The organism is Pseudomonas sp. A125 (assembly GCF_055409485.1).
In genome coordinates this window covers 64,394-88,157 of record NZ_JBUZVP010000005.1, presented here as the reverse complement: position 1 = coordinate 88,157, position 23,764 = coordinate 64,394, and the positions used below count along the sequence as shown (strand labels likewise).

At 61.3% G+C, this 23,764-nt stretch carries 21 protein-coding genes; 3 read left to right on the top strand and 18 right to left on the bottom strand.

Annotated features, from left to right (window positions below; genetic code table 11):
- Nucleotides 1-121 precede the first annotated feature (121 nt).
- A complete protein-coding gene (locus ACZRN6_RS08705; protein ID WP_464007717.1) occupies nt 122-397 on the top strand; it encodes a DUF1652 domain-containing protein in 276 nt (91 codons plus the stop codon).
- On the opposite strand, the gene ACZRN6_RS08700 is transcribed toward ACZRN6_RS08705, so the two are convergent.
- Both ACZRN6_RS08700 and ACZRN6_RS08695 read right to left on the bottom strand, forming a co-directional pair.
- The gene (locus ACZRN6_RS08700) at nt 394-792 is read right to left on the bottom strand and encodes a hypothetical protein (RefSeq protein ID WP_464007716.1); all 399 of its coding nucleotides are present in this window, start codon (nt 790-792) and stop codon (nt 394-396) included. The two genes, ACZRN6_RS08705 and ACZRN6_RS08700, sit on opposite strands and share 4 nt — an antisense overlap.
- Nucleotides 793-949: 157 nt before the next feature.
- Nucleotides 950-1,210, bottom strand: a complete 261-nt coding sequence (locus ACZRN6_RS08695; protein ID WP_464007715.1) for a DUF2790 domain-containing protein — start codon at nt 1,208-1,210, stop codon at nt 950-952.
- 278 nt (nt 1,211-1,488) lie between these two features.
- Here ACZRN6_RS08695 and aqpZ point away from each other — a divergent pair, with 278 nt between their 5' ends.
- Entirely contained in the window at nt 1,489-2,181 is a 693-nt protein-coding gene (gene aqpZ / locus ACZRN6_RS08690) for an aquaporin Z (RefSeq protein ID WP_322145407.1), read from the top strand.
- Nucleotides 2,182-2,183: 2 nt separating this feature from the next.
- On the opposite strand, the gene ACZRN6_RS08685 is transcribed toward aqpZ, so the two are convergent.
- The 16 genes from ACZRN6_RS08685 to ACZRN6_RS08610 all read right to left on the bottom strand — a co-directional run bounded on the left by ACZRN6_RS08685 (nt 2,184) and on the right by ACZRN6_RS08610 (nt 22,252).
- Nucleotides 2,184-4,850 carry an autotransporter family protein gene (locus ACZRN6_RS08685; protein ID WP_464007714.1) on the bottom strand — a complete coding sequence of 889 codons (2,667 nt, stop codon included), beginning with the start codon at nt 4,848-4,850 and terminating at the stop codon, nt 2,184-2,186.
- 155 nt (nt 4,851-5,005) lie between these two features.
- The gene (locus ACZRN6_RS08680) at nt 5,006-5,944 is read right to left on the bottom strand and encodes a carbohydrate kinase family protein (RefSeq protein ID WP_464007713.1); all 939 of its coding nucleotides are present in this window, start codon (nt 5,942-5,944) and stop codon (nt 5,006-5,008) included.
- 12 nt (nt 5,945-5,956) lie between these two features.
- On the bottom strand, nt 5,957-7,438 hold the full coding sequence (gene xylB / locus ACZRN6_RS08675) for a xylulokinase (protein ID WP_464007712.1): 1,482 nt from the start codon (nt 7,436-7,438) through the stop codon (nt 5,957-5,959).
- A 146-nt stretch (nt 7,439-7,584) separates the two neighbouring features.
- Nucleotides 7,585-9,066: a mannitol dehydrogenase family protein gene (locus ACZRN6_RS08670; protein WP_464007711.1), complete on the bottom strand. Its 1,482-nt coding sequence runs from the start codon at nt 9,064-9,066 to the stop codon at nt 7,585-7,587.
- Between the two features lie 18 nt (nt 9,067-9,084).
- Entirely contained in the window at nt 9,085-10,188 is a 1,104-nt protein-coding gene (locus ACZRN6_RS08665) for an ABC transporter ATP-binding protein (protein WP_322145402.1), read from the bottom strand.
- Between the two features lie 144 nt (nt 10,189-10,332).
- The gene (locus ACZRN6_RS08660) at nt 10,333-11,163 is read right to left on the bottom strand and encodes a carbohydrate ABC transporter permease (protein ID WP_088424302.1); all 831 of its coding nucleotides are present in this window, start codon (nt 11,161-11,163) and stop codon (nt 10,333-10,335) included.
- Between the two features lie 10 nt (nt 11,164-11,173).
- Nucleotides 11,174-12,100, bottom strand: a complete 927-nt coding sequence (locus ACZRN6_RS08655; protein ID WP_003215314.1) for a carbohydrate ABC transporter permease — start codon at nt 12,098-12,100, stop codon at nt 11,174-11,176.
- A gap of 196 nt (nt 12,101-12,296) precedes the next feature.
- Nucleotides 12,297-13,607, bottom strand: a complete 1,311-nt coding sequence (locus ACZRN6_RS08650; protein WP_322145400.1) for an ABC transporter substrate-binding protein — start codon at nt 13,605-13,607, stop codon at nt 12,297-12,299.
- Nucleotides 13,608-13,885: 278 nt separating this feature from the next.
- A complete protein-coding gene (locus ACZRN6_RS08645) occupies nt 13,886-14,791 on the bottom strand; it encodes an AraC family transcriptional regulator (RefSeq protein ID WP_322145399.1) in 906 nt (301 codons plus the stop codon).
- 71 nt (nt 14,792-14,862) lie between these two features.
- Nucleotides 14,863-16,146 carry a glycosyltransferase gene (locus ACZRN6_RS08640; RefSeq protein WP_464007710.1) on the bottom strand — a complete coding sequence of 428 codons (1,284 nt, stop codon included), beginning with the start codon at nt 16,144-16,146 and terminating at the stop codon, nt 14,863-14,865.
- A gap of 70 nt (nt 16,147-16,216) precedes the next feature.
- Entirely contained in the window at nt 16,217-17,299 is a 1,083-nt protein-coding gene (locus ACZRN6_RS08635) for a nucleoside hydrolase (RefSeq protein ID WP_322145397.1), read from the bottom strand.
- A 27-nt stretch (nt 17,300-17,326) separates the two neighbouring features.
- Nucleotides 17,327-18,637, bottom strand: a complete 1,311-nt coding sequence (locus ACZRN6_RS08630; protein WP_322145396.1) for an MFS transporter — start codon at nt 18,635-18,637, stop codon at nt 17,327-17,329.
- A gap of 139 nt (nt 18,638-18,776) precedes the next feature.
- Nucleotides 18,777-19,409 (bottom strand): N-carbamoylsarcosine amidohydrolase, encoded by a 633-nt coding sequence (locus ACZRN6_RS08625; protein WP_322145395.1) that lies wholly within the window; start codon nt 19,407-19,409, stop codon nt 18,777-18,779.
- Between the two features lie 139 nt (nt 19,410-19,548).
- A complete protein-coding gene (locus tag ACZRN6_RS08620; protein WP_167664216.1) occupies nt 19,549-20,301 on the bottom strand; it encodes a maleate cis-trans isomerase family protein in 753 nt (250 codons plus the stop codon).
- A gap of 11 nt (nt 20,302-20,312) precedes the next feature.
- A complete protein-coding gene (locus ACZRN6_RS08615; protein WP_464007709.1) occupies nt 20,313-21,122 on the bottom strand; it encodes an alpha/beta fold hydrolase in 810 nt (269 codons plus the stop codon).
- On the bottom strand, nt 21,119-22,252 hold the full coding sequence (locus ACZRN6_RS08610; RefSeq protein WP_464007708.1) for an FAD-dependent monooxygenase: 1,134 nt from the start codon (nt 22,250-22,252) through the stop codon (nt 21,119-21,121). The genes ACZRN6_RS08615 and ACZRN6_RS08610 overlap by 4 nt, the downstream gene beginning before the upstream one ends.
- Nucleotides 22,253-22,560: 308 nt before the next feature.
- On the opposite strand from ACZRN6_RS08610, the gene ACZRN6_RS08605 reads away from it, so the two are divergent.
- On the top strand, nt 22,561-23,613 hold the full coding sequence (locus ACZRN6_RS08605; protein WP_464007707.1) for a 2,5-dihydroxypyridine 5,6-dioxygenase: 1,053 nt from the start codon (nt 22,561-22,563) through the stop codon (nt 23,611-23,613).
- Nucleotides 23,614-23,764 lie beyond the last annotated feature (151 nt).

The following is a 23,764-nucleotide window of genomic DNA, read 5'->3' as shown; positions in this document are numbered from 1 at the left end:
GTCATTGTAGGCGTCTCCCAGGGTAGGCAAGGCGCCAACAGCGAACGTGTCATCGCGCTCGCACGCTGTACGAACGTTTATAACAATCAATTGGCAATCTCATTAAAAGGAGAGGTCGGCCATGCTTTCGGATCTGGAACTACGCGGCATTATTGAAGGAAGTTTCCTGCCTAAACGTTGTGAAGTCACCAAGGCGCCTGACGCCTCGCTGACGGTCAAGGTCTATCACGAGATCGATCATGACCGGGTGGACCTGGTGGTTACCGGCATTTGCGCCAACAAGCTCGACAGCAGTCGGGCGATCTGCAACTTGATTACCGAGTTGCGCGAAGACCTCAAGCACACTCACGCCCCCGCCCCGGCGCTCAAGCGAGCCGGGGCGCGTCCGTTCTACTAAGGGCACGGCTGAACTTCAGCCTGTGAAGACCTACGGGCCTGGATAAACGCCAGGCCCAACGCCGTTTCCGTGATAATCGCCAACAAAATCCCCGGGCCCGCGTGGCCGCTGATCCATTCGCAGATCCCCAACATAGCCAGTACAAAACAGCCGATGACGAAGCCGGTTGTCATGGCGTGTCGTGTTGCGTCAGGGGGAGAATGGCGGGCGCGATAAAACATGATACCGATGGCCAGGAACAGCGCGGCGTTACGGCGGGCGACCAGGCCGGTGGCGCTGGAGTATTCGACGCTCCACACCCAGAGCAGCAGGTCGGGACGCAAACCCCAGATCAGCGCGAGGGCGAAGCACAGCAGGGCAGTGAGGGTAGCAAGGGGACGGAAGTGCAACTGCATGGCGAATCCTTTCAGCCGTAATGAGCGCCCAAGGATACCGTTGCAGGAGCGAGCTTGCTTGCGAATAACCCGAGAACGTCGCGCTGAATCAGACGGCCAATGTCATCGTTAACGACCTTCGCGAGCCAGCTCGCTTCTACAAATAAAGTGCCGTGGCTCAATTCTGCCAATCGCAGGCTTCCGACAGCTTGCGATAGCCCACGTCCTGGACTTTACCGGCACTGTCCACGAACTTGATATCGGCATTGATCACCTTGCAGACATTGGTATCGGTCTCGTGCATGGCAAGTACCTTCTGCACATCCATCTTCTCGCCGTAGTGGTAGGGCGTGACGACGGGCGCGGTATCAGCCTGCGCCATTCCCGTTACAGCCGTCAGTGCGAGGGCACCGCCGAGCATTAGCGTACGCAGTTTCATGGTGTTTCTCCGCAAGTCGTTCGCAGGCTCATCAGAGTGATAAGCCGCGGCCGCCCTGGGCAACGGCCAAAGCCGTGCGAGTGCGGTCGATTCAACTCTCGTCCCGGGGGATTAACCATCGATTAAGTGAGGCTTTACTGACAAAAGCTTCATCTTCAGCGTATCCGCCAAGGTCGCACACAATCCGGAAAAGTCCGATACGGGGCGGGTGGGCCTGCTTGCTACCGTCGCCCACGGGTCCATCAATCGGATGGCGTGTGTAAAAGGCGGAGTCGAGTTTGCAAAAGAAAATCGCAGCAGAGTTTCTTGGAACGTTCTGGTTGACCTTCGGCGGCTGTGGCAGCGCGATACTGGCGGCAGCGTTTCCGGAATTGGGCATTGGCTTTGCCGGTGTGGCCCTGGCCTTTGGCCTGACGGTGCTGACCATGGCCTACGCGGTGGGCGGTATTTCCGGCGCGCACTTCAACCCGGCGGTGACCATTGGCCTGTGGGTTGGCCGTCGGGTGGCAGGCGTTGACGTGGTGCCTTACATCATTGCCCAGGTCGCCGGTGCGATTGTGGCCGCCGCCGTGCTGGCGCTGATTGCCAGCGGCCGACCAGGCTTTGAAATGGGTGCTTTTGCCGCCAATGGCTATGGCCAACTGAGCCCGGGGCAGTACAGCCTGCTGGCGGCATTGGTGGTTGAAGCCGTCGCGACGTTCTTTTTTGTGTTCATCATCATGCGTGTCACAGGCCCCGGCTCGGCGGCGGGCTTTGCGCCCATTGCGATTGGCCTGGCGCTGACCCTTATTCACCTGGTATCCATTCCCGTCACCAATACTTCCGTCAACCCGGCTCGCAGCACCGGGCCGGCGTTGTTCGCCGGGGGTGAATACGTGATGCAACTGTGGATGTTCTGGGTAGCGCCGATAGTGGGCGCGGTGGTGGGTGCCATCGTCGCCCGTTCAGTCACCTGCCCCAAGGAGGGGTGAGCCTACCAGCTCACGCGTACCCCTACGTTAGCGCCGAAACCCTCCTGGGCGTTGCTGTCCAGCTGGGTGCTGTAGTCCGCCGCCAGGGAAACGCTGATGGTGGACGACAGCCTGGCGACAACGCCCACGCCGAGGTCGGCGGTGGATGACTTGTGGTCGGTCTTGATCCGGTCCACGTCATCGTAGGTCACCGTGTCGCTGCCACCGAAGGTGCGCCACGCATTGGCCCGTACATACGGTTCGATGGGAGTGTTCTGCATCAGGTAACGCCCCTTCAGGCGTGCGCCCAGGCGGCCGGTCCAGTAGTCCTGGGAGTCGAATGAGACCTTCGAGATGCCGTCGTGCTGGTTGTCCATGTCTATCTGCTGGTTGATCACCTGCACCTGCGGCTCCACCACCCAGTGTTCGGAAACGGTAATCGGGTAGCCGGCCTCTGCTGACAGGGCCAGGGCATGGCCCTTGTTGTCGATCTTCACGCCACGCTCGGATTTGCTGTCACCGTCCAAGCGTGTACCCATGGCCACCAGGTCCACGTACCAGCCTTTGGGGTCGGTGAGGGTCCAGTAGGCGCCGAAGTTGTCACCGTCCAGCTTGACGCGCCCGGAGCGCCGGTTTTGGAAGCCTTCGGCAAACCCCTTGATGTCCCCTTGCAGACGGCTCTGGCCGACGAACAGGCCGAACCGCTGGATCTGCCCGCCGTTGGTTTCTGAGGCGTAGAGGTCATGGCCGACTTGATAGCCCTTGATGGAGCCGTCGAAGCTCGGTGACACCGTGCCCGACCAGCTTTTGTTGAAGTCACTGCCATAGGCGCGGCCCCAGCCCGCCGGTACCGCCCCGGTTTCACTGAGCAGGCTTTGTTCGCCCTGGCGGTCATGGAAGGTGCCCAGCGCCTGCAGCGTCATCAACTGCGCCGCCGGCACGACGACCGAGTACACCGGCACCTCCAGGCGATACAACGCAATCGGCTCGGCCCCGGCGACGGCTGTGGGCAGTACCGGGTTGCTCGCCGCCGATTCCGGCGAATTGGCCGCCGCGACCTGGCTGGGCGGTGGAGCAGGGGGCTCGACCGGCGCGACGGGTTGCGAGGTGGGTGGTTCCACAGGTGGCTCATCCGGTGCCACCACGGGCGGCACCGGCGGGATCGGAGGCACCGGCACGATCACCGGCGGTGTTGGTGGCGTTGGTGGCACCGCCGGCGGTTGCACGGCGACCACTGACGAGCGCAGGTACCAGTTGTTTTCGGTGCCCGCCGTCACACCGCCCTTGAACAGCAGGTATTCGTAAGCCCCTGCAGACACCGGGCCTTTCAGGGCAAAGGCGTCCGTGCTGCTGACGGCCCCGTTAAGCGCCTGCACCACCTCGATCCCGTTGTTTTGGGTAAAGCCGCCCGCGCCGCCGAGGTTGGTCACGGCCAATTGGGTATGCCCGCTGATGGTCCCGTCCGACACCACCAGCTTGTCGCTGGCAGAGCTGTCATCACCGAGTACCGATTGCAGCCACAACTGGCCATTGTTGCCGACGTAGTTGCCATACACGGTCAACGTATCGGTGGCGCTGTTGCTGCGGGTGGTCATGTCGATGGTGCCGGCGTTGTTGAGGGTGGCCAGGGAACCTGCGGTATAGGGGCGGATACTGCCTTGAGTCACGCTCAGGGTGCTGCTGCCATCGATGTTGAAGGTGCCGGTGTTGCTGGCACTGTCGCCGAGGAAAAAGTCGCCGGCCAGGTCCAAGCGTGAGTTGTTGTTGAGGTTGACCGTCTCCCACCCGATATAGCGCGCGGCGGTGCTGGATGTGGTGTTGTCAAACGTCAGTTGGTCGTTGCCCAGGCCACCGTCGATCGAGGGCGTGGTGGCGAGCAGGGTTTCGTTAAGGCCGGTGAGCAGGGCAGTGTCGTCGCCATCGCCCATCAGTACCGCGGATTTGATCTGGCCGCCGTTGAGCCAGTTGAGTGTGTCATTGCCGACACTGGCGCGGATCTCGCCATTGATCACGCCGCCACTGATGGTAATGCTGTCGTTGCCACCGCTGGTGCTGATATTGCCGCCGATGCTGCCGCCGGAGACGATGATGGTATCGGTCCCGAAACCCGTCACGAGGTTGCCCAGGATCGCGCCGCCGGACATGTCATAGATATTGTTGTCCAGCTTCATGTCGACCCGGCCGATAGTGCCAGCGGTTTGCCTGGCTACGTCGCCATCTTCGAAAGCGCCGACGATGGTGCCGCCGGTCATCAGGAACGTATCGCGGCCGTCGCCCTGAGCCAAGGATTGGATCTGCCCACCGCTCATTACGAAATCATCGATGCCGTTGCCCTGGGAAACGGCACCGGTCACGGTGCCCGCGCTGATCTGGAAGCGGTCGGCACCGTCGCCCTGGGTAATACTCCCCACGATGCGCCCGGAGTTCATGTCGACGAAGTCGGTGCCGGCGCCGAAGATAATGTTGCCGCTGATGGTGCCGGTGCCGCCTGTGGGCAGGGTCAGGGTGTTATTGCCGGCAAGGTCAGTAAGGCCGGTAGGACTGTTGCCACTGTCACAGGTATAGGCATCGTTGCCCGGGCCCGGGGTGAGCACGCAAGCCGCCTGGGCATACTGAGGGGCGAGGGAGTGTAGAGAGATAATGCCGACAGCTAAAACGGCGGGGGTTCGAAAAGTCCGTTTATTGCCCATGGTTCTGTCCTGCTTTTATTATAAAAAACTGCACGTAACTTGTGTCTAGTACAGTTTTTTATACACCGCAGGTTTTTCGGACGGGTGACACCCGGGCTGTAAGCCACGTGATGCGTGGCTTACATAGTGGCATATTGGTTTGTATATGGTCCTCGTCAGTCCAGCTGATGACGATAGGGCAGGTCCGGACCGGTCTTGCCGCAGGTGAGCGCTGCTGCACGAATGGCGAAGGCAAGCATGTCTTGGATCTGCTCGCGGGTCAGCTGTTGCAGGCCCTGTACCGAGTCCAGTTGTTGCTCGGTAAGCCAGGCAATCAACGCGGCCTGGAAGGTATCGCCTGCCCCCACGGTATCGGCCATGACGACTTTGACCGCGGGCGCCGACCAACTGCCATGCTGGCGACTGAACACCGTCGCGCCGTCGCCCCCACGGGTCAGGAACACCAGTTGGCAACGGTGCTGCAACCACTCTTGCAGGATACTTTCGGGTGCTTGGCCGGGGTACAGCAGGTGCAGGTCTTCGTCGCTGACCTTGATCAGGTCGGCATGCCTGACCAATTCGGCCACCCGCGTACGCCACAGGTCGATATCCGGCTGCGGGTTGAGGCGCACGTTGGGGTCGAGGCTGACCAGGCGCTTGCCGCTTTCCCGGCGGACCAAGGCCAGCAAGGTGTCGGCAATCGGCTGTACCACCAGCGAGAATGATCCGATGTGTATGCCACGCACGTCGTCGCCCAACACCGGCAAGTGTTCAAGCTGTAACTGGCGGTCGGCGCAGCCCTCACCGCGAAAGCTGTATTGCGGTGAGCCGTTGGCGCCCACGGCAACCATTGCCAGGGTGGTCGGTGCGGCGAACTCCAGCAGGAAATCTTCGCGCACGCCTTCATCCTTGAGCACCTGCAACAGGCGCCGGCCCAGATAGTCGTCGGAGATGCCGGCAAAAAAGCCCGCATCGATTCCCAGGCGACGCAAGCCTACCGCGACGTTGAACGGCGAGCCGCCGGCAATCGCCTTGTAATTGACCCTGGACGCCTTGCCGCTGGCATCGTCCTCGCTGAAAAAATCAAACAGCGCTTCACCACATACCAAATACATATTCGTTCGCTCTTATAGGGATGCCACGTGCTGTTGATAACGCTCATAAGCGTGTTGGTAAGCGCTGACGCTGCCGGCGTCGGGCACCGTGCGGCTGGCCGGGTCGACGCTGACGCAGCGCTGGCACAGCTGCGCCAGGCTTTCACCGGACTGGCACCACGCCGCCTGGATCGCCGCGCCCAGGGCGGCGGCTTCGCTTTGTTCGGTACAGACCACTTCGGTGTTCATGATATCGGCGACCATCTGCCGCCACACCGGGCTTTTCGAGCCGCCGCCAATCAGCCGGATACTCTGGCTTTGCAGGCCGGTCTGGCGCAACAGGTCCAGGCCGTAGCGCAAGCCGAAGGTGGTGCCTTCGACCACGGCGCGGCACAGGTTGGCGCGGGTCAGGTTGGTCATGGTCAAGCCGTGCAAGCTGCCAGTGGCGTGGGGCAGGGCGGGCACCCGTTCGCCGTTGAGGAACGGCAGCATGCAGACGCCGTCGGCGCCAATCGGGGCCTCGGCCACCAGCGCGTTGAAGGCCTCCAGGTCCAGGCCGAACAGCTCGCGGATGACCCCGGTGGCGTTGGTCAGGTTCATGGTGCAGATCAATGGCAGCCAGCCGCCGCTGGACGAACAGAAGGTTGCGACCGACGCCTGCGGGCTCACGTTGGCCTGCTCGGCGAAGGCATACACGGTACCCGATGAGCCGAGGCTCATGGTGATCACGCCGGGGGCGATATTGCCGGTGCCGATGGCGCCCATCATGTTGTCGCCGCCGCCGCTGGACACCCGCGCATTCGGGTTGATACCCAAGCGTTCGGCGATGGCGGGCAGGATCGTACCCACGGGCTGGTTGGCCTCGATCAACTCCGGCAGTGCGGCTTCCAGGCGTCCTTCGGGGTCGATATGGCGCAGCAGTGCCAGGTCCCATTCGCGGGTGCGAACGTTGAAATAACCGGTGCCCGAGGCGTCGCCGTATTCCGCGCAGGCGCGGCCGGTAAGCCAGTAGTTGAGGTAGTCGTGGGGCAGCAGGATATGTGCAATGCGCGCGAAAACCTGTGGGTGTTGTTCGCGGGTCCACAGCAGCTTGGACACGGTGTAACCCGGGGCGATGGCCACGCCGAGGCGTTCCAGGGAACCGCTTTCGCCGCCCAGGTGTTGCAGCAGTCGAGCGTTTTGCGGGGCGGTTTCGGTGTCGCACCACAGCTTGGCGGGGCGCAGCACCTGGCCTTGGTCATCGAGCAGCACCAGGCCGTGTTGCTGGCCGGAGACGCCGATGGCGAGGATGTCCTGGCCGTCCACGCCGGCCTGTTGCAAGGCGCGGTGGGTGGCTTCGGTAAAGGCGTCCAGCCATTCCTGGGTGTGCTGTTCGCGGCGGCCGTTGGCGCCGCTGATCAGCGTGTGGCTGGCAGCGCCCAGGCCCAGGACTTTGCCACTGCTGGCGTCGAGCACGATGGCCTTGGTGCCCTGGGTGCCGCAGTCGATGCCGAGGTAAAGGTTTTGCTGGGTCATGGTAGGTCGCTCAACACATTAGGGATGTGGAATGCGATCAATGTGGGCGCTGGCTTGCCTGCGATGGCGCCTGTTCAGTCCGTAATGCTGTGACTGATACACCGCTATCGCAGGCAAGCCAGCTCCCACAGTTTGATTCGGTTCCGTCAGTTGATATTGGCGAGCAGCCGCTCCAGCGTTTTACTCACACCCACATCCTGCAGGCTCTCGAAACACCGCTCAAACGCTGCCACAAACGCGGGTGAATTGGGAATAGCCGTACCAAAAATCTCCTCTACGCCCAGCAGTCGTTTGCTGATCAATGTGTCCTCGGTCACCAACTCCTGGCAAAACTCGGCGCGGGGATCCGGAATGCGGTAGATCACACCATTCTCGTCCACGCCTTTCAAGTACAGCGCCCATGCCGCGACGACCAGTGCAGCGCGCTCGGTCTCGCGCCCGTCGGCAATCAGGCGGTTAATGGTCGGTACCGTGAACTTGGGAAATTTCGATGAGCCATCGGAACACACACGCTCCAACTGGTCGGCAATCGCCTGGTTGGAGAAGCGGTCGACCAGGGTCTGCTTGTACTCGGTCAGGTCGATACCCGGCACTGGCGCCAGGTTAGGCGTGACGTCCAGGTCCATGTAGGCGCGCATGTACGCGACGAACAAGGGGTCGTTCATGGTCTCGTGGACGAAGCGATAGCCCTTCAGGAAGCCCAGGTACGTCAGCGCCAGGTGGCTGCCGTTGAGCAGGCCGATTTTCATCTCTTCATAGGGCGTCACGTCATCGGTGAACTGCACGCCCACCGTCTCCCATGCCGGGCGGCCGTTGACGAACTTGTCTTCCAAAACCCACTGCACAAACGGTTCGCAGACCACCGGCCAGGCGTCATCGATGCCGTGATCGTCGTGCAACTGCAGGCGGTGCGCGGTGCTGGTCATCGGTGTGATCCGGTCGACCATGGCGTTCGGGAAGCTCACATTGGCCTTGATCCACGCATGCAGGTCAGGGTCATGCAGCGCGGCAAAGGCCAGCAACGCCTTGCGGGTCACGGCGCCGTTGTGGGGCAGGTTATCGCAGGACATCACGGTAAATGCCGCCACCCCGGCTGCCCGGCGCTGGGTTAACGCTGCGCAGATAAACCCGAACACGGTTTTCGGTGAGCCCGGGTTGGCCAGGTCATGCTGGATCTGCGCCAGGTTGGCCATGAACTCGCCGTTGCTGTCGTCGATGCAGTAGCCGCCTTCGGTGATAGTCAGCGAGACGATGCGAATCTCTGGGCTGGCCAGCTTGTCGATCAGTGCCTGGGCGCCGTCTTCGGCCAGCAGCATGTCGCTGATGGAGCCGATGACGCGCACTTCGGTGTCGTCGGTGTCGCCCAGCTCATACAGGGTAAACAGGTAGTCCTGGCCGGCCAGGTCGTCCCGGGCCTTGCGGTCTTCAGCGCGCAGGCCGACACCGCAGATGCTCCAGTCCAGGCCCGCGCCGGTGTTCATCAAGGCATCGGTGTAGTACGCCTGGTGGGCGCGGTGGAACCCGCCGACGCCGATGTGCGCGATGCCCTGGCTGGTGTTGGCAATCGCATAGGCTGGCAGTTGCACTTCTGGCGCCAGTTGCGTGAGGTTTTGCTTGTTCAGTTTCATCGGGAAATTCTCGCGAAATCAGGCGGCGGCGCGCAGTGGGCGGGCCACGGCCACGCCGTCAGCGTCGAACAGATGGCATTGGGTCGGGTCCAGGTGCAGCTGCAGGGTCTCGCCATACTGGCTGGCCATGTCGCCACGGATACGCAGGGTCAACGGCTCTTTGCTGGCGGTGATGACGTGGCAGAACGTGTCGCTGCCCAGGCGCTCGCCGACGTCGGCGGTAACGGTCAGGGTGGCCTGGCCGGGGGAAGCGATTTCCAGGTGCTCCGGGCGAATGCCCAGGGTCACCGCGCTGCCAACGCTCAAGGTCGCGCTGCTCAAGGGCAGGCTGATACGGCCGCCGGCGTCCAGTTCAAGTTCGCAGCCCTGCGCATCCACGCGGGTGACCTTGCCTTTGAGGAAGCCCATTTTCGGCGTACCCAAGAAGCCCGCGACAAACAGGTTGGCCGGCTGGTGGTACAGCTCCAGCGGCGAGCCCACCTGTTCCACGCGGCCACTGTTGAGCACCACCACTTTGTCGGCCAGGGTCATGGCTTCGACCTGGTCGTGGGTTACGTAGATCATGGTGGCTTGCAGTTCTTTATGCAGGCGCGACAGTTCCAGGCGCATCTGCACGCGCAGGGCGGCGTCGAGGTTGGACAGTGGTTCGTCGAACAGGAAGATCTTTGGGTTACGCACAATCGCACGGCCGATCGCCACACGCTGGCGCTGGCCGCCAGACAGCTGCTTGGGTTTGCGCTCAAGCAACGGGCCCAACTCCAGGATACGTGCCGCTTCGTTGACCTTGCTCTCGACAATCTTCTTGTCGACGCCGGCCAGGTCCAGGGCAAACGACATGTTCTTGCGCACGCTCATGTGCGGGTACAGGGCGTAGGTCTGGAACACCATCGCCAGGTCACGCTTGGCCGGGGTCACTTCGGTGATGTCGCGGCCATCCAGTTCGATGGTGCCTTCGCTGACTTCTTCCAGGCCCGCAATCAAGCGCAGCAGGGTGGACTTGCCGCAGCCTGACGGGCCGACGAACACCACGAATTCCTTGTCGTTCACTTCAAGGTCGATGCCCTTGATGATGGAGAAACCTTCGAAGCCTTTTTGCAGATTCTTGATTTTCAGGTTGGCCATGATGGGCCTCCGCTTGTTGTTATTCGCTAGAGCCAAACAGGTTATGTAGGAGCCGGCTTGCCGGCGATGAGGCCTTGAGCCTTGCGGCGACCTTGAGGCCGCCATCGCCGGCAAGCCGGCTCCTGCAGAGGTGTGGTTTGGCGGTTATTTCACGGCGCCGAAGGACAAGCCGCGGACCAGCTGTTTCTGGCTGATCCAGCCAAAGATCAGGATCGGTGCACAGGCCAGGGTCGACACGGCAGACAATTTGGCCCAGAACAAACCTTCGGGGCTGGAGTAAGAGGCGATCAACGCGGTCAGCGGCGCGGCGTTGGACGAGGTCAGGTTCAGCGACCAGAACGCTTCGTTCCAGCACAGGATCAGCGACAGCAACACCGTGGAAGCCAGGCCACCCTTGGCGATCGGCAGCAGCACCCGGACCATTTCCTGCCACAAGGTGGCGCCGTCCAGGCGGGCGGCTTCGAGGATGTCTTTGGGGATGTCCTTGAAGTAGGTGTAAACCATCCAGACCACGATCGGCAGGTTGATCAGGGTGTAGATGATGATCAGCGCAATGCGCGTATCCAGCAGGCCAAAGGTCTTGGCCAGCAGGTAGATCGGCATCAGCACGCCCACCGGCGGCAGCATCTTGGTGGAGAGCATCCACAGCAGCGTGCCCTTGGTGCGCTTGGTCTCGTAGAAAGCCATGGAGTAGGCGGCCGGTACCGAGATCAGCAGGCACAAGGCAGTGGCGCTGAACGAGATCAGCACTGAGTTCCAGGCGTAGCTGAAGTAGTTGCTGCGCTCGTTGATGTGCAGGTAGTTCTCCAGCGTCGGCGTGAAGATGAACTGCGGCGGGGTGGCGAACGCGTCGATTTCGGTCTTGAAGCTGGTCAGCACCATCCAGAAGATCGGGAAGAAGATCAGGATCGCGATGGCCCAGGCCAGGGTACCGAGCAACACGCTTTGCAGGCGGCGGGATTGTTGAAGCGTCATGGCGCGGCCCTCAAGGCTTGTCAGTCAGGTTTTTGCCGATCATCCGCACCAGGATGATCGCCGCGATATTGGCGATGACCACGGCAATCAAGCCGCCGGCTGAGGCCATGCCCACATCGAACTGCACCAGCGCCTGGTTGTAGATCAGGTAGGCGAGGTTGGTCGACGCGTAGCCGGGGCCACCGTTGGTGGTGGTGAAGATTTCGGCGAACACCGAGAGCAGGAAGATCGTTTCGATCATCACCACCACGGCAATCGGGCGCGCCAGGTGCGGCAGGGTCAGGTGCCAGAAGATCGCGATGGCGCCGGCACCGTCCAGGCGTGCGGCTTCCTTTTGCTCCTGGTCGAGGGACTGCATGGCGGTCATCAGCAGCAGGATCGCGAAGGGCAGCCACTGCCAGGACACAATGATGATGATCGACAGCAACGGGTAGTGGGCCAGCCAGTCCACGGGCTGGGCGCCGAACAGCTTCCACACGTAGGCGAGAATCCCCGACACCGGATGAAAAATCAGGTTCTTCCAGATCAGCGCACCGACGGTGGGCATGATGAAGAACGGTGAAATCAGCAATACCCGCACCAGGCCGCGACCGAAGAACTCGCTGGCCTCCAGCAGCGCGCTGATCAGTACGCCAAACACCACGCTGATCAGCAACACGCTGCCCACCAGCAACAGGGTGTTGGTGGCGCCGGGCAGGAAGCCCGAGTCGGTGATGAAGTAGGTGAAGTTCTCCAGGCCCACGAATTGGTTTTCGCCGGGGTAGAGCAAGTTGTAGCGAATCAGCGAGAAGTACAGCGTCATGCCCAGCGGCACGATCATCCACAGCAGCAACAAGGCCACCGAGGGGCTGACGAGGAACCAGCCGGGGTTGATCAAGCGGCTTTTACGCGGCTTGTCCGGCGTAGCGGTTTGCACTTGGGCAGTGGTGGTATTCATGGTGATCAGGACCATTCAGGTACATGCAGAGCGAGAGTCGAAGCGCGGTCAATGTGGGAGCTGGCTTGTGTGGGAGCTGGCTTGCCTGCGATGGCATCCCCCCGGTTTAACTGACAGACCGAGGTGTCTGCATCGCAGGCAAGCCAGCTCCCACCAAGAGCCTCCCACATAAAGCATTTACGGTGGTGAGACCGCTTTACTTGGGGTAACCGGCCCGCTTCATTTCGCGTTCGGTGAACGTCTGCGAATCTGCCAGGGCTTTGTCCACCGTCGAGCCACCGGTCAGTGCGCTGGAGAAGAACTTGCCGACCTGGGTACCAATCGCCTGGAATTCAGGGATGGTCACCAGCTGGATGCCCACATACGGCACCGGCTTGGCGGACGGGTCTTTCGGGTCGGCAACTTTCAGCGATTCCAGCGTCACCTTGGCAAACGGTGCAGCCTTCATGTATTCGTCGCTGTAGGTCGACTTGCGGGTACCTGGCGGTACGTTGGCAATCCCGTCGGTCTTGGCGACCAACTGGCTGTATTCCTTGGACGTGGCCCAGGTGGTAAACACCTTGGCGGCGTCCTTGGCTTTGGAGCTGGTTGGAATCCCCAGGGACCAGGAGTACAGCCACGACGTACCTTTCTCGGTTTTTTCGTGAGGGGCAAAGGTGAAGCCGACGTGGTCAGCCACTTTGCTTTGGGTTTTGTCAGTCACAAACGAGCCGGCGACGCTGGCGTCGACCCAGATCGCGCACTTGCCGCTGTTGAACAGCGCCAGGTTTTCGTTGAAACCGTTGCTGGAAGCCCCCGGAGGGCCGGATTTTTTCATGTTGTCGACGTAGAAGTTCAGTGCGTCTTTCCACTCGGGCCCGTTGAATTCCGGCTGCCACTTCTCATCGAACCAGCGCGCACCGTAGCCGTTGGCCAGGGTGGTGATCAGCGCCATGTTCTCGCCCCAACCGGCTTTGCCGCGCAGGCACAGGCCGTACTGTTCCTTGTCTTTGTTGGTGAGTTTGGCGGCGAACTCGCCGATCTGCGTCCAGGTCGGGTGCTCAGGCATGGTCAGCCCGGCGTCCTTGAACAAGTCGGTGCGGTAGTAGGTGATGGAGCTTTCGGCGTAGAACGGCAGGGCGTACAGCGAGCCCTTGACGGAAAGGCCGTCACGCACGGATGGGAAAACGTCGTCCAGGTCGTAGGCAGCAGGCAGATCCTTCATCGGTTCCAGCCAGCCCTTGGCGCCCCAGAGTGCTGCTTCGTACATGCCAATGGTGAGCACGTCGAACTGTCCGCCCTGGGTGGCGATGTCGGTGGTGAGGCGTTGGCGCAGCACGTTTTCTTCAAGTACCACCCAGTTCAGCTTGATCTCCGGATGCTCGGTCTCGAAGGTTTTCGAGAGCTTTTGCATGCGAATCATGTCGCTGTTGTTGACGGTGGCAATGGTCAGGGTTTGCGCGCCAAGACTGACGGCGCTGAGGGTCATGCAGGTACAGGCAAGCAGAGCTTTAGCTGTGAACTTCATCGCGCACTCCATTTCTGCGCCCAGAGGCTACAGAAGGACAGTTATTGTTGTTGTGTCTCCCACGACAGCTGGAAGAGTGTGCGTTGATTACAGCCTTCAATTGGCGCGCTGACAAATCCTTGGGAGCACTTTTACTGATACTTTTTTGCACTCGGCGGATTTTCGCTGGAAACACGGTGCAAATGTGGGAGCTGGCTTGGCTGCGATGGCGGTGTGTCAGCCACGGCGCTATCGCAGGCAAGCCAGCTCCCACAGGAAAGCGGGCCCGCGTTTGTTCTTCAGGCGAGGTTTTGCTCGGTCAAGCGCTGCACTGCCAGGCGTCGGTAGTGCGAGGGGGTCATGCCCTTGAGCTGCTGGAAGCGGCGGTTGAAGTTGGAAATGTTGTTGAAGCCTGACTCGAAGCACACATCGGTCACGGCTTTGTCGCCATCGGCCAGCAGTTCGCAGGATTTACTGATGCGCAGGCGATTGACGAATTCGATGAAGGTGCGCCCGGTGGCTTGTTTAAACACGCGGGAGAAGTAGGTGGGTTTCATGCCGAGGTATTCGGCCACCTCTTCCAGGGACAATTCGCGCGCGTAGTGGGCAAAAATGTAGTCTACCGCCCGGTTGGTGCGGTCGATGCTGTGTTCGTCCGCCAGTTGCGGGGTGGTCACGCCGGAGAGCAGTTGATAGTCCTCACAGGCACTGAGTACCTCCATCAGGATGAAGAAATGCCCCAGGCGCGCCATGCCTTGCGCGTCCTCGATGCGTTGCATCAGGGTCATGGCCTGGGCAATGGTCTTCTTGCAGCGAAACTCGATGCCGTACTGCGCCCGCTCCAGCAATGGCGCGAGCGTCTTGAGCTCGGCAAAAATATGGCAGCCGCCTTCGAGCAGGTCATCCGTGAAGTTCACCAGCATGTCGCGCTTGGGCACCACTTCATCCTCAGCCACCTGGCTGATCCAGTTGTGGGGCAGGTTGGGGCCGGTGAGGAACAGGCTTTCCGGGTAGAAGTTGCCGATGTAGTCACCGATGAACACCTTGCCGGAACTGGCAACGATCAGGTGCAGCTCGTATTCCTTGTGGAAATGCCAGCGCACCAGCGGGCATGGGAAGCCGTGTTGGCGATAGATGATGGACAGACCGTTGTGATCGTCCATCAACTCGTAGGAAGGGTCGGTGATTCTCGCTGCTCGGGTCATGCTGCCGTCGCTTTATTGTGGTCGCGAAAAGGATAATGCCCCCTTGCGCGCCACCTCGCCAGCCTCTGTGTCTACAGGGTGCGGTTTTTCGCCTCGATCCACTGCGCCATGTACTGGGTACTTTTGTGCAAGTGGTGGCGCAGCATGCTGCCGGTGAAATTGTTGCGGCGGTGCTCGGCCAACTCGTGGCGGCATTGCTCCAAGCGCGCCACCAGCGCCGGGCCGTGCAGGTCCTGGGCATAACGGCGGGCGAGTAATTGCCGGCCGTGTTCCTGGGCCTGGGTCCAGCGCCCTTCGTCCTGGTACAACGCAACGGCTTCAGCCGCCAGCGCACTGGCGCTGTGCTCCACCGCGCCGGGCCACGGCTCGCCCATGCCTTCGGCACCAATCGGTGTGGTGATGCTGGGCGTGCCACAGAGCATCGCGTCGGCCAGCTTGCCCTTGATCCCGGCGCCAAAGCGCAGCGGCGCCAGGCAGATCCGCGCGGCGGCCATTACCTGCAAGGCGTCTTCAGCCCAGTTCATCACATGAAAGCCTTGGGCCGGGTTGTGCAGCGCGGTGGCCTTGGGCGGTGTATAGGCGCCATACACGTGCAATTGAGCGCCGGGCAGTTGCTGGCGGATCAGCGGCCAGACGCTGTTCTTCATCCAGAGCACCGCATCCCAGTTGGGTGCATGGCGGAAATTGCCGATGCTCAGGAAGTGTGCGCGGTCTTCGAACGGCGTGAAGGCCTGGGCGGGCGGCGCGACCATCAGCGGGCACCAGTGGAGCAGGGCGGCGGGTACCTTGAAGTGCTCGGTCAGTAGCTGGATTTCCACATCGGAGATCATCAGGCTGATGTCGCAGCGGTAGATCGCCGCAATCTCGCGTTTAGCCACATCGGTGTCGGCCATGTAGTCGAATTCGGCGCTCAGGCCCGGGCTGAACAAAGGGCTGAAGTCATCAGCGTCGGGTTGAGCCTTCAAGAACTCCTTGAGGCGCTGGTGGCGGGCATCCCGCAGGCTTTGCAAGTCCGAGCTTTCCAGCACGCGAAGGGCATTCGGGCAGCATTTTTCCACACGCCAGCCGAACTGCTCTTGCATCATGAAGCGGTCGAACAGCACGATATCCGGGGCCAGTTCGGTGATGAAATCATCGAAGCTGCTGTTATTCAGCTCAATCGCACATTCGCGAATGCCCAGGGCAGGCAAGTCGGCCTTGTGTTCGCCGGTGACGGCCGGGCTGCTGAAGGTAATGTCCCAGCCCTGGGCCAGGAAGCTCTCCAGAATCTGCATCATGTGCCCGCCGGCGGCCGAAGAGCGGGGCTCTGGCCAGACGTAACCAATGACCAGGACTTTGGTGGCGGGCTGATTCATCGACAACGGATTCCTTGAGGGGCTGGGCAAAGCGCGCAATTAAACCACAGCCCCCAAGGTTCCTGCGTAGTCAGCGCAAGATGTTGACCGGCGTTGGCAGGGTGACCAGGTTCACGTAGCCGTCCCAGAACTTCTTCTGGTCCACGGCAAACACGACCTTAGCCTTCTGCGTGCCCACCGGCGCGCCTTTCTTGTAGCCCAAGGCCCGGCCGTAATCGGCGCCGAAGGTAGCGTCTACGTCTACCCACAATTCGCGTGATTCGGTGACGATCTCGGGGCTTACCAGAAACAGCGCCGGCAGGCTGTCCCAGGTGAAGCTGTGATAGCCCGGGTCCTTGTCGAACAGTGGCCCGAACTCGTGCTTGTACAGGTCGGCAATCGCGCCTTTATGGGCGATCACCCGCTGGTACACCGACTTGTCGAAGGTGACTTTCTCACACACGTCGTTGGGGAAAATCACGTGTTCGATCGGCGAGCGCAATACGATTTTTGCGGCCTCCGGGTCGAACCACCAGTTGAACTCCGCCGCCGGCGTGGTATTGCCCGGAATCTCCAACGCACCACCCATGTACACGATGCGCTTGATCAGCGGCACGATGTCTGGCGCCGACCGAATCGCCAGGGCAATGTTGGTCAGCGGGCCTACTGCAAGAATCGTTACCTCATGGGGGTTGGCCCGTACGCTGTCGACAATGAACTGGGCGGCGGTTTCCTTGCGCAGCGTGGTGTGGGTCGCCAGGCCGTCCGGCGGTGCAACCAGCTGTGATACGTTCGTTGGGCGCGGGTTCTTGAATGCGCCTGGCCAGCCGGAACCGAACAGGGTTTTTTCCGCCTCATAGGTGGCGTAGTCATGCAGCAGCGGGTAGGCGGCGCCGGAATACACGCCGACTTGCTTTTCCACGCCCATGCGTTCCACCGCCTTGAGGGCGTCTACCTGTTCCTGGTCGACCCAGGCGTTACCGCTGACCAGGGTCATGCCCAGCAGGTCGATGCGTTTTTGCGCATGCAACTGGGCGAGCATGATAAAGGCCTGGCCGTCATCGTTGAGTACGTTGAAGTCGGTGTCGAAGATGACCTTTTCTGCGGCCTGCGCCGTACCGGCACACAGGCCGATGGCGACAAGCAGGGCACAGCGCTTGATGAGACCTTGCATGCAGATTTACCCCAGCAATTGTTGTTATTAACGGTTCACCAGTTTTGCCGGCAAGGCGATGACCAGGAAGCTGCTGAGAATCAGGCAGCCGGCGAAAAACCACAAGGCCCCGGCACTGCTGCCTGTGACGTCAATCGCAACCCCCATCAACGAGTTGCTCACCAGGCCTGCGATGTTCGCCAGTGAGCAGGCCAGGGCAAAACCGGTGGCCGCGGCAGTACCTTTGAGAAAGGTCGCCGGCAGGCTGAAAAACACCGGCACCGCACCGATGATCGCCGCCGAGGCAATCGCAAACAGGGCCACGGTGGCGACCACGTTATGGGTGAAGAAGGTGCTGGTGGCCATCGCCGCTGCGCCGATGAAAAACGGCACGATGATGTGCCACCGGCGTTCGCGGTGTTTGTCGGAACTGGCGCCGATCAGCAGCATGCCCAGCAGGGCGGCCACGCTGGGCAACGCGGTGAGGATGCCGATGTGGAAGGTGTCGGTGATGCCCGCGTTGCGGATGAACGTCGGCATCCAGAAGCCCATGGCGTAGGCGCTGAGGAGGATCGAGAAGTCGATCCCGCCGAGCATCCACACCTTGAGGTTGAAGAAACCGTCACGGAAGCTGTGCTTGCTGTCGGCGCCGTCGGCGTCGTCCTTGCGCAGTTCGCTTTGCAGCAGGGTCTTTTCTTCCGGCGACAGCCATTTGGCTTGCTGGTAGGAGTTGGGCAGCGCCCAGAAGGTCCAGATACCGAGCAGTACGCTGGGCACCGCCTCGATCAGGAACAACCATTGCCAGCCGCGCAGGCCGCCCATGTTGTCGAAGTGGCCCATGATCCAGCCGGACAACGGGCCGCCGATCACGCTGGACAGCGGCAGGCCGATCATGAACAACGCGATGATGCGCCCCCGGCGATGGGTGGGAAACCAGGTGGTCAGGTAATACAGCACGCCCGGCAGGAACCCGGCCTCGGCGGCGCCCAGCAGGAACCGCAAAATGTAGAACTGGGTGGTGGAGGTGACCAGCATGGTGCACGCCGAAAGCAGGCCCCAGGTGATCATGATGCGGGCGATCCAGATCTTCGCGCCGACCCTTTCCAGGATCAGGTTGCTCGGCACTTCAAAGATGATATAGCCGACAAAAAACAGCCCGGCGCCGAGGCCGAACGCGGTTTCGCTGAAGTGCAACTGGTCGAGCATCTGCAGTTTGGCGAAGCCGATATTGATACGGTCCAGGTAAGCGGCCAAGTAGCAGAAACACAGGAACGGAATCAGCTTCCAGGTGATCTTGTGGTAAAGCGTGTGGACGGGGTCGGCGACGGTGGTCGCGGGCGCTGCATTCGCAATGGGCATTGGGGTGTCTCCTGGCGGTGACTTATGGTTTTTATACGGCCGCTTTTTCCAGCACTTCGGAGTGCTGTGCAAGCGACTTCCAAAGGCAGTGACAGAAGGGTGCAAGACCGCGCTCTGTGGCGCGGTTCTTAATGAAGCCTTATTGCTCCTTGAACTTGCTCATCGCTTCCTGCTTGCTGACCACGTCGCCGTACTTGCTGTCGATATCAAACAAGTTGGCTTCATGGGGCGCCGGGTGGCGGTCGCCGACGCATTCGCGCACGACGATGGTACGAAAGCCATGTTGCACTGCATCGACTGCGGTAGCCCGGATGCAGCCGCTGGTGGAACAGCCGGCGAGCACCACGGTGTCGATGCCTTGGGCGTGCAGCATCGGGGCCAGACTGCTGCCAAAAAACGCGCTGGCGTATTGCTTGGTGATCACTACTTCGTTCGCCAAGGGCAGGACTTCACTGCAGAAGGCTGCCATGGGGTTGCCTTCGACCATGTCTTTCATCACCGGGGCCTTTTTTACCCACATTCCGCCATCGGCGAAATGGCCGGGATGGTAGCGGATATTGGTGTGTACCACGGTGATCCCGTGGCGTCTGGCGCAGGCCAGCAACCCGACGCTTTCGGCGACGGCGATTTGCACTTCGGGGGCAAACAGCGGCGCGCCTTCGGTGGTATAGCCCTGCATGAAGTCGATCATCAGCAGGGCAGATTTCTTGCCGAAGCCGATTCGGTTGCCCCAGACGCCCTGGTAGTTGGCGTCGGCAGATTGTTCGGTCATCTTTCAGTCCTCGGTAATGGACAGTGCACGTACCCTGTGGCGAGGGAGCTTGCTCCCGCTGGACTGCGTAGCAGGCCTGTTTTTTTTGGGGGCGCTTCGCACCCCAGCGGGAGCAAGCTCCCTCGCCACAAAAGCGTTTTTAGTAGGCGCCGGAGAGTAGGGCGCCGGCGCCGGGGACGATGGGTTCCAGGTCCAGGGCCTTGAGCATGGCGTAGGTGGTGGCGATGGCGGCGGTGAGCACCGGCAGGCCGGTTTGCGCTTCAACCTTGGCGACCACCGGCAGCGACTGCATTTGCACGCAGGCCGACAGCACGATCACGTCGACACCTTCCAGGTTCATCCCGGCGACGATGGCCGGCAGGTTGGCCGGGTCGTGGCGGGCCACTTCGAGGTTGTCGGGGATCTCCAGGGCGCGCCAGTCCACGACTTCAAAGCCTTCTTCGCGGATGTAGTTCACCACCAGCTCGGTCAGCGGTTTCATGTACGGAGCGACAATGGCGATGCGTTTGGCACCCATGACTTTCAGGCCTTCGATCAACGCGCCGGCACTGGTGATCACCGGGGCGTTGGCGTCGTTGTCGGCGGTGGCCTTGCGCAGGCGTTGTTCGGAGTTGCGGTGATAACCCAACCCCATGGCCATGATCGCCACCAGGCAGGCGTAACCCAGCACGTCGACCTTGGCGTCGGACAGTTCGATGGCGCAGCGGTCGGACTCGCCGTCCATCGCGGCCAGTTCTTCCTTGCGCACTTGCTTCATGCGCATGCGGCTGGAGTGAAAGGTGAAGCGTTCGGGGCGGATCGCCTGGCGTGCGTTGAGCATCGCCGGGATCTCGGTTTCCATGGTGGTGTTGGAGCTCGGCACGATCTGGCCGATGCGGTAAGGCTTGAGCATGGTGGTCTCCGTTATGCAGTCAGGGGCTGGCCGAGGAAGTCGCCGAAGGCTGCGAAAAAGCCTTCAAGGTCGTCCCAGGGGATCATGTGTCCGGCATTCGGCACGTGGGCGACCTGCAGGCTTGGCTGTAACTGCCGGACTTGCGCGACATCTTCGGGCTGAATAACGCCGCCGCGTCCGGCAACAATTAACAGGGCAGGTGCCCTCAGGTGCGGCAGGTCCTGATGGAAGTCGACGGTATGGAAGTCGTTGAACGCGCGCACGATCGCCGGCTCGTAGCAGGTATGCAGCCATTCGGCGCGTAGTTGCAGTTGTTCGTCGGTCCAGGTAGGGCAGAAGGCGCGCATTGCCTCGGCGTCCATACCCACCAGCGACTGGCGAATCGAATCGACGTACCACGGCAGTTTGCTCGGGTATTCGCGGCGCCCTGGGCCAGACACTGGTGGGTCGATTAACACCACGCGGTCGACGCCCTGCGGATGCCGCACGGCACTGCGCACGGCAAACCGCGCGCCCATGGAATGGCCGACCAGGTGATAACTGTCGAGCTTGAGAGCGTCGGCAAAGGCACCGATATCATCGGCGCAGGTGTCGGCGCTGTAATCCAGTTCCGGGCCGGTGGACGACAGGCCGCGACCGCGCACGTCCAGCACATAAGTATCGAAATGCAGGCCCAGGCGCTCGGCGACGAACCCCCAGGTAATCGCCGGGCTGGTGATGCCGGGAATCAGGATCAGCGCCGGGCCCTTGCCGCCATAACGCAGGTAATGCTGGCGAATGCCGTTGGCCTGCACGTTGCCGCCGTAGAGAAAGCTGCTCACGCCGCCACCCCCGATTTCAACTGTTGGGCGTAGAGGTCATAGCCGTAGACCCAGTCCGGATCTTCCTGGGTGCGCAGCCAGGTGTTGGCGTTGGACACGGCCTGGACCCGGGAAGCGCGCTCCTTGCGGTTGGCTTCATACAGCTCGAACGCGGTGCGGTAGTCGCTGATGCCGGTTTCCTGCAGGCAGCGGGTGAGCATCGCGGCGTCTTCGATGGCCATGCCGGCGCCCTGGGCCATGTGCGGTTTCATCGGGTGGCAGGCATCGCCCAGCAATACCAGGCGGCCACGGCTCCACAACGGCAGCGGGTTGCGGTTGCGCAGCGGCCATTTGGTCACGCTTTCGGTGGATTCGATCAGTGCCTGGACGGTGGGGTGGTAGCCCTTGAAGGCGTCGAACATCTCTTCGCGGCTGCTGTCGACGAAGGCGCCCTGGAAGTCCCATTCCGGGTGCGGCACGCCGGTGACGTAGTAGTACTCGTCGCGCTTGCCGGTGGTGTAGTAGACCATCATGTGCCGGTCCTCGGTCCACCACTTGATGCAGTCCTCGAACTTCAGGTCGTACATGGCCAGTTGATCGCCACGGATCAATGCACGGTGGGCGACCCAGCCGCTGTACAGGGGTTTTTCGGCGCCCAGCAGTTCTTCACGGATACGCGAGTTGATGCCGTCGGCACCGATCACGATGTCGGCGTAGGTCACTTCACCGTCGGCGAAGGTCAGGCGCACCTGGGTGTCGGTTTCTTCGAGGGTTTCCAGGCGCTTGTTGAAGTGCAGGGTGCCGGGCTTGAGGGTCGACATCTGCAACGCATGCAGGTCGCCACGGTGCACGGTGATGTAGGACGCGCCGTAGCCGGTCAGGGGGATGCGTGACAGGTAGTCGCCGGTTTCACCGTCGCGGCTGAACCAGTGCTCGGGGTGCGAGCCCATCAGGTCCAGTTGCTTTTCAATGCCCATGCGCCGGAAGATTTTCATGATGTTGGGCCCCATGTGGATCCCGGCGCCCAGGCGGGAAAATTCCGGTGCCTGTTCAAAGATGTCCACGTCGAACCCCGCCTGTTGCAACAGGGTGGCAGCGGCGGCACCGCCAAGGCCGGCGCCGACGATTGCTATTTTTTGTGTGCTTCCCATGGGGCGTGGTCCTCTTTTTCGAATGATGGCCGGCGGCGTCTGTCCGCAAGGTTTTTAAAGTGTATACGCTCATTTTTTCAAATGAAAAGCCTGCACCTGAAAAATTATCATTTTGGCCGTATCGATCCCCTGTCACTGTATTTCGCTATATTTCACTGGGCGTGTGTGGATTAGTAACGTTTTGGCGTGGCGCTTGCAGTCCGTCATGAAATCAGTTCTTATCGTGATTAATTGGCGTATACGCTATAAAAACGCACTAGAGTGAAGCGCACTGCCAGATCTTGGTGCAGCAGCTGAGGAGACAGGAAATGCCGGTAAGTGATTGCGAACTGACCCAGATGTTTGAACACGTGTTGAAGCTCTCGAAGGTCGATCCGACCCAGAGCGTCGCCGTGCTCAAGAGCCACTACTCCGACCCACGCACCGTGCGTGCCGCGATGGACGCTGCCCAGCGCCTGGGGGCCAAGGTGTACGCGGTGGAATTGCCGTCGTTCAACCATCCCCGGGCGATGGGCAATGACATGACGGCCTACTGCGGTGACACCGCGTTGACCGGCAATATCGCGGCCCAGCGGGCACTGGAGGCGGCCGACCTGATTGTCGACACCATGATGCTGCTGCACTCGCCGGAGCAGGAGCAGATCCTCAAGACCGGCACGCGCATCCTGCTGGCGGTGGAGCCCCCGGAAGTACTGGCGCGCATGCTGCCGACCGAAGAAGACAAGGTGCGCGTACTGGCGGCCGAAGAGCTGTTGAAAAAGGCCCGTTCGATCCACGTCAAATCCCGCGCCGGCAGTGATTTTCGTGCAGCATTGGGGCAATACCCGTCAGTCACCGAATACGGCTTTGCCGACGAACCGGGGCGCTGGGATCACTGGCCGAGCGGCTTCCTGTTCTCCTGGCCAAACGAAGAAACCGCCGAAGGCGTGCTGGTGCTGGATATCGGCGACATCCTGCTGCCCTTCAAGACCTACACCCGGGAAAAAATCACCCTGGAGATCGAGAAGGGCTTCATCACCAACATCCACGGCGGTTTCGAAGCCGAATACCTGCGCGAGTACATGAAGTACTTCAACGACCCCGAGGTATACGGCATCTCCCACATCGGCTGGGGCCTGCAGCCACGGGCGCAATGGACAGCCATGGGCCTGCACGACAAAAACGACGGCATGTGCATGGACGCCCGGGCGTTCTACGGCAACTTCCTGTTCTCCACCGGCCCGAACACCGAGGTCGGCGGCACCCGCAAAACGCCGTGCCATATGGACATCCCGCTACGCAATTGCGATGTCTACCTCGACGACCAAGCCGTCGTCATCGCCGGCGACGTCGTAGCCCCCCAAGCCTCCCTGGCCCGCTAAAAATCCCCTGTAGGAGCTGGCTTGCCTGCGATAGCGGAGTGTCAGCCAACAGAGAGCTGGCTGATCCACCGCAATCGCAGGCAAGCCAGCTCCCACATTCGATTTGATTCCTTCAGTGGCTGATGCTTGAGTCCAACCCACAACCCCGCCA